Source organism: Pandoraea morbifera (assembly GCF_902459575.1).
GTDB classification, from domain to species: domain Bacteria; phylum Pseudomonadota; class Gammaproteobacteria; order Burkholderiales; family Burkholderiaceae; genus Pandoraea; species Pandoraea morbifera.
This window is the reverse complement of sequence record NZ_CABPSD010000005.1, coordinates 12,654-24,885: the sequence shown is the minus strand read 5'-3', so window position 1 is coordinate 24,885 and position 12,232 is coordinate 12,654. Positions and strand designations below refer to the sequence as shown.

10 protein-coding genes are annotated in these 12,232 nt (G+C 65.5%); 5 read left to right on the top strand and 5 right to left on the bottom strand.

The window, feature by feature from the left end; translation table 11 throughout:
- Nucleotides 1-311 precede the first annotated feature (311 nt).
- Complete coding sequence (locus tag PMO31116_RS09975; RefSeq protein WP_174971108.1) at nt 312-776, top strand: DUF3757 domain-containing protein; 465 nt, start codon at nt 312-314, stop codon at nt 774-776.
- Between the two features lie 15 nt (nt 777-791).
- Here PMO31116_RS09975 and pdxR read toward each other — a convergent pair whose 3' ends face one another.
- On the bottom strand, nt 792-2,345 hold the full coding sequence (pdxR, locus tag PMO31116_RS09970) for a MocR-like pyridoxine biosynthesis transcription factor PdxR (protein WP_150566585.1): 1,554 nt from the start codon (nt 2,343-2,345) through the stop codon (nt 792-794).
- A 106-nt stretch (nt 2,346-2,451) separates the two neighbouring features.
- Between pdxR and PMO31116_RS09965 the strand changes: the two genes are divergently transcribed.
- Complete coding sequence (locus tag PMO31116_RS09965) at nt 2,452-3,177, top strand: GNAT family N-acetyltransferase (protein WP_150566584.1); 726 nt, start codon at nt 2,452-2,454, stop codon at nt 3,175-3,177.
- Nucleotides 3,178-3,352: 175 nt separating this feature from the next.
- Here PMO31116_RS09965 and PMO31116_RS09960 read toward each other — a convergent pair whose 3' ends face one another.
- The 3 genes from PMO31116_RS09960 to PMO31116_RS09950 form a co-directional block, all read right to left on the bottom strand.
- A complete protein-coding gene (locus PMO31116_RS09960; RefSeq protein ID WP_023595143.1) occupies nt 3,353-4,645 on the bottom strand; it encodes an NCS2 family permease in 1,293 nt (430 codons plus the stop codon).
- A 91-nt stretch (nt 4,646-4,736) separates the two neighbouring features.
- Nucleotides 4,737-5,777, bottom strand: a complete 1,041-nt coding sequence (locus PMO31116_RS09955) for a porin (protein WP_150566583.1) — start codon at nt 5,775-5,777, stop codon at nt 4,737-4,739.
- 282 nt (nt 5,778-6,059) lie between these two features.
- Nucleotides 6,060-6,899, bottom strand: a complete 840-nt coding sequence (locus PMO31116_RS09950; RefSeq protein ID WP_028731391.1) for a metal-dependent hydrolase — start codon at nt 6,897-6,899, stop codon at nt 6,060-6,062.
- A 114-nt stretch (nt 6,900-7,013) separates the two neighbouring features.
- Here PMO31116_RS09950 and PMO31116_RS09945 point away from each other — a divergent pair, with 114 nt between their 5' ends.
- Together PMO31116_RS09945 and PMO31116_RS09940 are read left to right on the top strand one after the other, a co-directional pair.
- Entirely contained in the window at nt 7,014-7,664 is a 651-nt protein-coding gene (locus PMO31116_RS09945; protein ID WP_246185238.1) for a TetR/AcrR family transcriptional regulator, read from the top strand.
- Between the two features lie 442 nt (nt 7,665-8,106).
- Nucleotides 8,107-9,330: an arabinose transporter gene (locus PMO31116_RS09940; RefSeq protein ID WP_150566582.1), complete on the top strand. Its 1,224-nt coding sequence runs from the start codon at nt 8,107-8,109 to the stop codon at nt 9,328-9,330.
- Here the strand turns inward: PMO31116_RS09940 and PMO31116_RS09935 are convergent.
- Nucleotides 9,305-10,204 (bottom strand): PhzF family phenazine biosynthesis protein, encoded by a 900-nt coding sequence (locus tag PMO31116_RS09935; protein ID WP_150566581.1) that lies wholly within the window; start codon nt 10,202-10,204, stop codon nt 9,305-9,307. The two genes, PMO31116_RS09940 and PMO31116_RS09935, sit on opposite strands and share 26 nt — an antisense overlap.
- A gap of 626 nt (nt 10,205-10,830) precedes the next feature.
- On the opposite strand from PMO31116_RS09935, the gene PMO31116_RS09930 reads away from it, so the two are divergent.
- Nucleotides 10,831-12,141 carry an MFS transporter gene (locus PMO31116_RS09930; protein WP_150566580.1) on the top strand — a complete coding sequence of 437 codons (1,311 nt, stop codon included), beginning with the start codon at nt 10,831-10,833 and terminating at the stop codon, nt 12,139-12,141.
- Nucleotides 12,142-12,232: the final 91 nt, after the last annotated feature.

Here is a 12,232-nt window from a genome sequence, read left to right as displayed (position 1 = left end):
ACGTCCCCTGCCGCATCGTCGTTTTCCCACGATCGCATGCTTCGTGCTTCATGCGTCGTGCGCCGGCGCGCGGCCGTTGGGCGCGACGCATCGTCGCGCCGGCACAATCTCCCAAAGTGCCTCGCCGCTGCCGCAATCCCGACACGCGCGACGCATTTCCTGAAGTCTTCCCGCACGCACGCGCCTTAAATCGAATCCGCTGTACGAAGTCAACGGACGTACAACCGCCTCGATCGGCGTAGTGCAGCGCAGTGCGTACGACGTGCGCGTCGTTGGCGTCGCGTCGGCATTCAATGCTTCGGGAGATGACGATGGAACACCGTGAACTGGTTTGGGCCGCCTTGCTGGCGGCTTTGATGGTCGTGGCGACGCCGTCGCATGCCGGCGTCCAGGTCGGCGTGCAGCGTTGTCCGTCGATGGAGGATATCGGCGGCAAGGGTGAGGAATTCAGACAGCCGTTGCTGGAAGCCGAGGGGGAGTGGCGCGCCGCGCCGCTGGCCAAGGGCGCGCGCGGGCGCGTCGTGAGCTTCGTCGACGCGTTGGCGATCGGCGAGGGCGACGAGGTCCGCCTTCAGAAGTGCGTCTACAAGCTCGACGGCAGCGGCGAACTCGATGTGCTCTACGAGCCCGTGTCAAAGGACCGCGCCGTGAGGCTGCCGTCGGGGCCGACGAGTTGGACGCAAACGTCGTTCGCCGGTTTGACGGTATTTGTTTGCGAGGCGGCGAAACCGGAGCGCTGCGTATTCGCGCCCGCGGCGCGTCCCCGGAGCGATTGACGGTATTGACCTTGCCTAAGCGGCTTGCGACGCCACGATCGCTGCAAGTCGTTTGATGAGGCCGGGGATGCGGGCGGCGTCCGTGTCTCCGTAGCCGATCACCAGCCCGTTGTCCGCCGGTTGCGGATCGAGCGCAAAGCTCGACAGCGCCCGCGGGCCGATCCCCTCGCGCTGCGCCGCCGCCACGATGGCCTTGTCGGGGAACGCCGGGTCCAGACGCACCGTGAGGTGCAGCCCGCAGCGCTCGCCGATCACCGCATAGCTCGGTCCGAAATGTGCCGACAGTGCGTCGCGCAACGCGCTCTGCCGCTCCCGATACAGCCGTCGCATGCGTCCCAGGTGACGCGCGAACTGGCCGCTGCGAATGAAGTCCGCGAGCGCGAGCTGTTCGAAGCGATGGCCGCCGCGCAGCAGTTCGTCGAGCGCATCGCGGGCCTGCGCGAGCAACGACGGCGGAAGGATCAGAAAACCCAGGCGCAGCGCCGGAAACATCGTCTTGCTGAACGTGCCCACGTACACCACGGGGGCGTCGGGCACCATCCCCTGCATGGCCGCGATCGGTTCGCCCTGATGGCGGAATTCGCTGTCGTAGTCGTCTTCCAGAATCCATGCGCCATGGCGGCGCGCCTGCGCAATCAGGTCGAGCCGTCGCGCGGCCGAGAGCACGCTGCCGAGCGGGTACTGGTGCGAAGGCGTGACGTACACGAGCCGCGGCGGCATGCGCTCCCACCATCCATCGGGAATGACGATGCCTTCGTCATCCACCCGCAGCGCATGCAGCCGCACGTCGCTCGAATGAAAGGCTGCCTTGGCACCGCGATAGCCGGGATCTTCCATCCAGACGGCATCGCCCGGATCGGTGAGCAGGCGCACGCAAAGAATCAGCGCCTCGTGGGCGCCTTCGGTGATGACGACCTGAGAGGCGTCGCAGCGCACGCCGCGCGAGATACGCAGATGGCCAGCAATGGCCTCGCGCAAGGCGGGCTCGCCCATCGGGTCGCCGTAGTGATACAGCCGCGGCGGCGCCTCGCGCATGACCCGCTCGAGGGTGCGCCGCCATGTACTCGCCGGAAAACGCGTCAGCGCCGGCACGCCGGGAGTGAAGGGAAGCGGCGACTCGCCGGCGCGCGCGGCGTGACGCGTGGCCGGCAGGCGTTGCAGTCTGCGCGAGGCAAGCGGCGCGACTTCCGGCTCGCGTGGCGGCAACTGTGCGATGGCCTTCTGCCTGGCCGCCTCGGCGGCTTCTGCCGCGATTTGCGGATCGATGGACAGGTGCGCCACGCGCGTGCCGAGGCGGTGCGGCACGATGAAACCCTCTGCGGCGAGCTGGTCGTAGACGATTGACACCGTATTGCGCGAAACCGACAGATCTTCGGCGAGCGTGCGCGAGGCGGGCAGCCGCGCACCGGCCGGCAGGCGTCCCTCGAGAATGGCGTGTTTGAGCCGTGAGAGAAGCTGCTTTTGCAGCGAGGCGCCGCGCCCGGCACCGACACTCAACGGACTGTCGAAGAGCGCGGCGACGTTTTCGGGTACCGGATCGTGCACGGGCGCAGCCGCTTTGGGATTCATATGGCACCAAGAGATTGTTCGCGAGTGGTGCTTTTCATCGTACCACCGAACCGATACTTTCGACGTCAGAGACAGCGATGTCCCGTCCATCTCCAATGAGGAAGCGATGACCGAAGCGCCCAACTTCAATGAATTCGACCAACCTATCGGGCCGCCGATGCCGGATTGGACACCGCGCGCGTTGCCGCCGCGCACTCCGATCGGCGGGCGCTACTGCCGGCTCGAACCGATCGACGTCGAGCGTCACGCAAAGGACCTTTACGAGGCCTACGCGAGCGCGCCGGACGCTCGCGACTGGACCTACATGTCGACGGGGCCGTTTCCGGACTTCGACGCCTATTACGCGCATGCGACCCGACAGGCGGTGTCGACCGATCCCTTGCACCACGCAGTGATCGACCTGGCGACGGGCAAGGCCGTGGGCACGCTGTCGCTCATGCGCATCGACCCGGCCAATGGCGTGGTCGAAGTGGGGCACGTGGCGTATTCGCCATTGCTCAAGCGTACGCGGGCGGGGACCGAGGCGCAGTATCTGCTGATGCGACGTGCATTCGACGAACTGGGTTATCGGCGGTACGAGTGGAAGTGCGATTCGCTCAATGCTCCGTCGCGCCGCGCGGCGACGCGTTACGGCTTCACGTTCGAGGGCATCTTCCGGCAGGCGACGGTGTACAAGGGCCGCAGCCGCGATACGGCCTGGTTTGCCATGACCGACGGGGAATGGCCCGCCATCAGCCGCGGCTTCGAGCAGTGGCTCTCGTCGGAGAACTTCGATGCCGAGGGCCGGCAGCGCGCGGGACTCGCCGCGTTGATCGCGGCGGCGCGGGTGTAGACGCGGGCATTGCCGCAGGCACGACCGGGGGCCACGACGGAAGGTCACGACGGCACGCCGATGGGCGCGTTTGGGCGGGCGCACGAAAGCAAACAGCCCGCCGGAGTCATCCGGCGGGCTGTTTGCTTCGACGCGTCAACGGGATACCGACGCAATCTCGGACATTGCTTAGCGATCAGCCGGGGAAGAACACGTACTTCAGCACGAACAGCACGGCGATGACCCAGGCGGCCGGATGGACTTCCCTGGCACGCCCGGTGAACAACTTGAGCACGGCGTACGAGATGAAGCCGAAGGCCAGGCCCGTGGCGATCGAGTACGTGAACGGCATGGCCAGCGCCGTGAGGGCGGCCGGCGTGGCTTCCGTGACATCGTCCCACTCCACGTCGAGTAGTTCGCGCAGCATCAGGCCGGCCACGTACAGCAACGCCGGTGCGGCGGCATAGGCGGGCACGGAGCCGGCCAGCGGCGCGATGAACAGCGCGAGGATGAACAGGACGGCGATCGTGAGCGCGGTAAGGCCGGTGCGGCCGCCGGCCTGCACGCCCGAGGCGCTCTCCACGTACGCGGTGGTGCTGCTCGTCCCCAGCAGGGAACCGATGAAGATGGCGATCGAGTCGGCGAACAGTGCACGTCCGAGTCCCTTGTAGTGCGTACCTTCGAGCAGACCGGCGCGCTTTGCCACGCCCATCAGCGTGCCGGTCGCGTCGAACACTTCGACCAGCACGAAGGCCAGGATCACGTGCACGAAGCCGGCATGCAGGGCGCCCGGAATATCGAGTTGGAGGAACGTCGGGGCAAGGCTCGGCGGCATGGCGAAAACACCCTGGAACTGGTTCAGGCCAAGGACCATCGACAGCACCGTGACCACCAGAATTCCGATCAGGATCGCACCACGCACGCGCAAGGCGTCGAGCACGGCGATCAGGAAGAAGCCGAAGATGGCGAGCAGGGCCTGCGGCGAGTGGAGGTCACCCAGCCCGATCTTCGTTGCCGGATTGGCCACGACCACACCGGCGTTACCGAGCGCGATGATGGCGAGAAAGAGGCCGATACCGGCGGCGATGGCACAGCGCAGCGACTTGGGTACCCCGGCAATGAGCCAGGAGCGAATGCCGGTGACCGTCAGGATGATGAACAGACAGCCGGAAATGAACACCGCGCCGAGCGCCTGTTGCCAGGTGTAGCCCATGGCGCCCACGACCGTGAAGGCGAAGAACGCGTTGAGCCCCATGCCCGGGGCCATGCCGATGGGATAGTTGGCCACGAAAGCCATGACCACCGAGCCGATCGCGGCTGCGAGGCACGTCGCGACGAACACGGCGCTCTTGTCCATCCCGGTCGTGCCCAGGATATTAGGGTTGACGAAAATGATGTACGACATCGTGAGGAAGGTCGTGAGACCCGCCACGATTTCCGTGCGTACATTGGAGCCATGCTCCTCGAGCTTGAAGAATTTGGTCAGCAACGTGCTCTCCTTGTGACTTTGTTTTGCCGTTGTCCGTGTGCAGCGGGGGCGCGCGCATTGTACTGCGGGCGCGCCCGTGCAAACGAGTTTGTCAGAACTTCATTCGCATGCCCACCCCGAAAGTATTCCCGGCGTCGAGCCCCGAGACCTTGTCGTTCAGGTAGGCCGCGTACAGGTCCGTACGCTTGGAGAGGTCGTAATCGTAGCCGAGCGCCCAGGTGTTACGACTGCTGGTGTTGGCGCCCGAGTTCTTCGTGTAGGCGTAGGAGGCCATCACGCGGCCGCCGCCGAGCGGCACCGAAACTCCAAGTTGACCGCCGTTGGAGGTGAGGTTGCCGCCCGTGATCGTGTTCTTGATGTACTGATACTGGCCGAACAGCTTCACCACCCGGAAGTCGTACGTCATGCCGGCCTGTAATGCCTGCTGATTGCGAAAGCCCGCGATGCCGGCCATGTCGTCGGGCGTCGTATCGAACTTCACTTGCTGGTAGGCGAGCGTGGCGGCGAACGGGCCGTGAAAATACATGGCGGCGGCGCTCCACTTGTTCTGGCCCGGCTCGCCCGCCTTGTTGCCGAAAGCGTACGAGACGCTGGCGCCGAGGCCCTTGTAATCCGGCGTGGCGTACATCACCGCATTGCTCCACCCCGAATCGCCCACGATGCCCTGGCCCGCGAGGCCGAGGAACGTGTGATACACCATCGGGCTGAAGGTATATGAGTCGACGAACGGATTGAAAAGAATCGTCGAGACGAAATAGGACGTCGTCAGACGCCCCATCGTGATCGTGCCGAGGGTAGTCGATTGAAGGCCGACGTAAGCGTTGCGCGAGAAGAAACTGTCGCCCGTGAATCGGCCATAAGTACCGCGTTGCGGCAGGAAGAAGTCTTCCAGCGTGAAGATCGCCTTCAGACCGTCGCCAAGGTCTTCCGAGCCCTTCATCCCCCAGTACGATGTCGACATGCCCCCGCCGCCCTGCGTCCACGCGCGCTCGCCGCCGGGGGCCTTGGCCGCGCCGACCCAGGCGTCGACCTGACCGTAAAGCGATACGTTCGATTGTGCGTGAGCGACGCCCGCCGCGCCGCAGACCGCGAGGGCGAGCGTGCCCCGCAGCCAACCTGCTGCCTTGCTCATGAATGTGTCTCCGTCTCGTTTTGTTTTATGCGTGCCTCTGGACTTCCGTTCGTCACCGACGAGTGCAAGGGGCCGCCTGAGTCATTGACACACTGACTTCGCTTCGCGCGGGTATCGGTGCTGCTTTGAGGCGTGATCATTATTATCAGGATGCCTCGCGCGAAATATCACGCAGCGTTGATACCCGGTATTACGTTGTTGTCGTCACAGTTCGGGGGTTAACACCGGCAGCCGACCGCTTGCATCCCGTTGCGGTCTCCGATAGGTGCCGCGCCGCGTGTACTAACGAATCGCCCGCCAACTGGCGTGATGCGCGGCGAGCCAATTCCGCGCGAGGCTCGGATCGCCGTGTCGATTCGGATGAAACGACGGCGCGAGGTATTTCAGCATCGGCCCAGTGCTGCGCCAGACCACGCCGTCGCGGCCGAAGAACATCGTGGCGAAGCCCCACCACGTGCGGGGCTTGAAGAGCGTGCCGTCGTGCCAGAGGTTGTTGATCGTCTGCGCGTGGCTCTCGAGCGCGAACATGACGAGCACGTAGAGATAAGTGAGCACCCGTTGGCGCTCGCTGCCGCCAAGTGCACGGTACAGATCGAACGCCACCGCCTTGTGCTCCGTTTCCTCCGCCGCATGCCAGCGCCACATCAGGCGCATTTTCGGTTCGGCGTTCGCCAGCCATCGGTCATAGCGCAATGCGCCGTCGCCGAACACCGCGGTGCAGTGCTCATACGCCGCGGTGACCGCGAGCATGTACATCGGCGAGAGTTTGCGGCGGTGGGCCCAGCGAATGCGCCGGTTCGCCCAGTTCTCCCAGTGGTTCACCAGCCCCTGCCTGGCCAGTTGCGCGTTGTACTGACCATGCAAATGGCGATGCGTGGCTTCCTGCCCGATGAATTGGGCGATGTCGGCGCGCAACGTGTCGTAGCGGGCGTCCGCCGGAAGCCGATCCATTGTGTTGCGCACCGAGTCGATGAACGACTGCTCGCCGACCGGAAAACTCATCGATAACGCGTTGTAGTACATCGTTCGATAGGCGTCGCCGCTGTGCCAGTGCCGATCGAAGCCGGCGGCCAGATCGACCGTCAGCTTGCGCACGGTCAGCGCGGAAATGTCATGGCTCATGGTGTCGTATCTCCCCGGTCGGGTTGAGGAATCGCTTGATATCCGGTGCGAATGTGAGCATTATTCATTTTTCAGGCACCTGGCCGCAACTCGCTTCCCACTCAGATTTTCCTCATGTCCACCACCAAGCCGCCCACGTCGCCGAATGCCTCGTCCACCATGCGAAAGCGGCCGATGCAAGCTCGCGCGCAACATACCGTCGAGACCATTTTCGAGGCCACCGCTCAGGTTCTCGACGAAGAAGGCGAAGCCGCGCTCACGACCAATCGCATCGCGAGGAAGGCGGGCTTCTCCATCGGTACGCTTTATCAATACTTCCCCACGAAGGAGGCGATCCTGCTCGCGATGATCGCGCGCGAGCGCCGGCGGGTCATGGACGAACTCAACGAGCGCATCGCGCGCGCCGCGGAAGAGGGCGCCGACCCCGAACGCGTCATTCGGGAGCGATTGCGTGTGCTGATCGAGGCGTTCGGCGCGGGGGGGCGCGTCAAGCGCTCGCTCATCAAGATGGCATGGCAGCTCGACCATCACGAGAACATCATGCAGGCCATGCGCGAGGCCTCGGAGCACATTGCCGTTGCCATGTCGCGTCGCGACGCGCCCGAGATGCGCCCGCCGAGTGCTGCAACCGTGTTCGTGCTTACGCGCGCCGTGATGGGCACGCTGCGTTCGGCGGCGCTCGAAGACTCGCCGTTGCTTGGCACGCCTGAATTCGAGGACGAGCTTTACCGGTTATGCTGGGGGCTGCTGCGCGCGGACACTTGAGGCGGTCCCGGGGGCCGACCGCGTCGCCGATGGCGCGAGGGTGTGACGCTCCTCGACTTGCCTTACGCAAAGTGCGTGGCTAGAATGCGAACTGATTTTTGGCATCCGGCGCTGTCATCGGTCGGTGCCACGTAAGCGTTCACGTGAACCAACGCATACTCCGCGACAGCGGCCGGGCGATCCGGCACGTCGGTCGAGGGGCGTGCGTTCGTCGATGAACCACCGGGCAGCCCATTCGGCGCAATCCCCGGTTCTCTGCGCGCCACAAGCGCCTTCTCTCCCGATTTGTCCGTACTGCCGGTTCGTTCCGATGCCTGCGTCGCGATCGTTCGCCCGCCGGCTCGCGCTCGCGCCGCGCCCATCGGTATCGATGCCCTGTCGCTTCGGTCGCCGACGTATGCGCGGCACTTGCCTCTGCCGGCCCCTTATGGAGTCATGACACATGCCGTCCCCCGCAACTCCGGCCGCCGCCGCGCCTCAGGCCGCTGACGCGACCGTCAGCGTAACAACCAACGCAACCGCGCTGCTGCTGCGCTTCTCGCTGAACGTCTTCCTCGCATGCCTGACGATCGGCATGTCGCTGTCCGTCGTGCCGCTGTTCGTGCACGACGTTCTCGGTTTTCACAACGTCGTGGTCGGATTCGCTGTCGGCGTACAGTCGCTCGCGACGGTACTCACGCGCAAATTCGCCGGTCGCACGGCGGATCTGCGCGGCGCCCGCGTTGCGCTGATGCGCGGGCTGACGTTCGTCGGGCTCTCCGGTGTTGCCCTGCTCGCCACCGGGCTCGTCACGCTGTCCCCCGAGCCCCGGCTGGCGATGCTGACCGTGGCACGTTTGCTGCTGGGCGTGGGCGAGAGCCTGTGCATCACCGGCACGCTGACGTGGGCCATCGGCAGTCTGGGGGCATCGCAATCGGGGCGTGTGATGTCGTGGACCGGGGCGGCCGTCTTCAGCGGATTTGCCGCCGGCGCGCCACTCGGCCTCTCGCTTTATGGGGCTACCGCGCTCATCGGCGTGGCCATCGCGATCTGCCTGCTGCCCATCGCCGGTTGGGTCGTGATCTCGCGGATTCCCGGCGTGGCGCCGATGCATCAGGCGGGGCGTGCGCTGCCGTACTCGCAGGTGTTGCGCATCGTTTTCCTGCCGGGGCTGGCGCTCGCGTTGCAGGGCGTGGGTTTCGCGGTGGTCGGCGCTTTCGTGGTGCTGTACTTCGATGCGTCGCGCTGGTCGGGCGCTGCTGTCGCGCTGTCGGCCTTCGGGCTTGCGTTCGTGCTGGTGAGACTGATCGGTGGACGTTGGCCCGAGCGCTTCGGCAATCTGCGCGTGGCGCAGGCGTCGCTCGCGGTCGAAGCCGTCGGCCTGTTGCTGGTGTGGCAGGCGCCGGGCGCGTGGCTCGCGCTGGCCGGCACCGCGCTCGCCGGCGCCGGCGCATCCCTGATCTTTCCCTCGCTGGGCATCGAGGTAGTCCAACGTGCGCCCGCCGCGAGCCGTGGCACGAGTCTGGGCACGTATGCCGCGTTTCAGGACGTCGCCATTCTCCTGACCGGGCCGCTCGCCGGCGCCGTGGCCAACCCGTTCGGCTACCGCGCGGTCTTCCTGTGCGGTGGGCTCGCGGCTGCGGCGGGCGTCATCGTCGTCGTCATATTGCGCGCACGTCGCCGCTGATCCAGCAGCCCGCGGCGGCGTCGAGCGGATCGCGCAGCGTCACGGTGATCGCCGAGGCGCGTCCCATGGCGACCCCCTGGCGCACGACCACGCCGCGCTCGCCAGGGAGAAGCCAGCCGTAGCGGCGTGCGCCGTAAAGCAGTGCGGCTGCCGCGATGCCGGTCGCGGCATCTTCGGGATAGCCGGAGGCGCGCGGATACTGGCGCGCCTGCAACACCGGCAGCGCGCGCCCATCGCCCGCCGCTTCCCTCGCGCACGGGTACAGGCCGGTGGATGCGATGGCGTCGCACGTCGCGGCCATCGTGGCGAAGTCCGGCTGCAGCGTCTGCAATGTCGCCACGCTGCGCAGCGGCACGAGTGTCTTCACGCGACTCGTCGCCGCGTTGCAGATGCCTTCGGGGGCAATGTCGTCGGGCGAGATTCGCAATGTGGCGCAGATGGCCTCGATGGCGCTCGCGTCGATGACCGGCTCGGTGCGCCCCGCCGGCTGGCTGACTTCGATGTGCTCGCCGTCGGCGGCCAGCCGACCTTCGACCGGACCACTCAGCGTCTCGATCGTGACCGACCTGCCGTCCCAGCGTCCCGCGCGGCGCAATACCCATAACGCGCCCAGCGTGGCATGACCGCACATCTCCATCTCGTGATTCGGCACGAAAAAGCGAAAGCGCCACGCACGGTGCGGCTGCGTCGAGGCCGTGACGAAGCCGCTCTCGTGGCCGTAGTGCGCCGCGACGGCGCGCATATCGCCTTCCGACATCGCGTCGGCGTCGAGCACGATCGGGGCGGGATTGCCGCCATCGTCGGCGGCGGGGAAGACGCTTACCAGACAAACCGAGGCAGGCGCGGGCAGCGATAGCGGGTTGTGGACGGTCATGATTCGACTCAAGGAAAGCGGGGGCCAGTGGGCGACGTCGCGTAGGGGGCGGCAACTTTTGGGATGACGCGTTCCACGCCGATCACGTGATCGGCACAAGGGAAGCCCCAAGCGTACGCGCGAAATCGCATGTCCGTCAGGTACCGATGACCTGCGCCATGCCGAATCTTTCGGATGCACTCTCTTCGCCATGCGAGTGTCAGGCAGCGGCGTCGAATATCGGCGCGCCATCGCGGCATTGACGCGGCCCATCGTCGACCGTCCTGTCAATGTCGCCTCACCGTCGCGCGCTTGCCACAGTCGGGCGACTTGCGATCTCGGAATGTGCTCAATGACTGAAAGACTGCTCCATATAGAGCGGTGTCCTATGGTTTACAATCGCGGCGGCCTCCCAATCACCAAAGGGGATGGCCGGGTGAGAAACGTCGCGCGCATGCCCTCGGGCTGGCGCAGACGTCCGGAGACAATGTCGACGGACTCCGCGAGATCGATTCCCGCGACATGGGAATCGTGAGGTCTTCAGAGCAGTCGGGTGGGTAAGGCGGCGTGATCGGTGCGAGTGGTCCGGCGGCAGCGTTGCAGTCTTGATTCCGGCTGCGTGGCAGCCGAAGTTCGAAGTGGAAACCATGAGTACTATCGCTAGCGGTACCCAACCCAGTGCGCAGTCGCGCGCGATCGAGGCGCAAGCCTACGCCAAAGCGACCTGGCGTTTGTTGCCGTTCCTTTTCCTTTGTTACGTCGCGGCGTATCTCGACCGTGTCAACGTCGGCTTCGCCAAGCTGCAGATGCTCAACGACCTTCAGTTCAGCGAGACGGTCTATGGCCTGGGCGCCGGCATCTTCTTCATCGGCTACTTTTTCTTCGAAGTGCCGAGCAACATCATCATGCACAAGGTCGGTGCGCGCCGCTGGATCGCGCGCATCATGATCTCGTGGGCGGTGCTCTCGGCGGCCACGCTGTTCGTGAAGACACCCACGCAGTTCTACGTCGTGCGTTTTCTGCTCGGCGTGGCCGAGGCGGGCTTCTTCCCCGGCATCGTGCTTTACCTGACCTACTGGTTCCCGGCGCAGCGTCGCGGTCGCATGAACGCGCTGTTCATGATCGGCATTCCTGTCGCAGGCGTGTTCGGCGGTCCGCTCTCGGGCTGGATTCTCGCGGCGTTCAATGGCGTGGGCGGCTGGGCCGCCTGGCAATGGCTGTTTTTCATCGAAGCCATTCCGTCGGTGATTCTCGGCGTGATCACGCTCATGTATCTGCCGAACGGCATTCGCGCTGCCACTTGGCTCACCGAAGACGAAAAGGCCGTTCTGGAGCACAACATCGCGCAGGACAGCGCGGGCAAGGCGCAGCACTCGGTCGCGTCGGTGTTCGCGAACGGTCGTGTGTGGCTCATGGCCGCGATTTACTTCTGCTGCATGATGGGCCTTTATGGCATTGGCTTTTACCTGCCGACGCTGATCAAGGCCAGCGGCGTGAAGAGCGCGCTGGACGTGGGGCTGCTTACCGCCATTCCCTACGCTTGCGCCGTGCTCAGCATGATCGTCGTGGCGCGCAGCTCGGACCGCACGCGCGAGCGCCGCTGGCACTTCGCCGTGGTGTCGCTTGCCGGGGCGGTGGGCCTGTACCTGAGCACGGTCTGGGGCAACAATGTCCCGCTCGCCATGGTGGCGCTGTCGGTCGGCACGGCCGGCATGCTGGCCACGATGCCGGTGTTCTGGACGTACCCGAGCGCGCTGCTCGTCGGCGGCTCGGCGGCTGCCGCCATCGGCATGATCAACTCGATCGGCAACCTGGCCGGTTTCGTGAGCCCGTTCGTCATCGGCTGGCTCAAGGATGTGACGCAAAGCACCAACGCCGGCATGTACTGCGTGTCGGCCGCGCTCGCCCTGGGGGCTGTGCTGGCGCTCACGCAATCGAAGGCCCAGGTCAACCGGTGAAGCACTTCAGGGCACGGTGATGGCGGCAGCGGTGCGAATGCCGTCGATGTCGCCCTGGTCGTGCCTGGTTTGCGTGGTCGACGAAATAGAA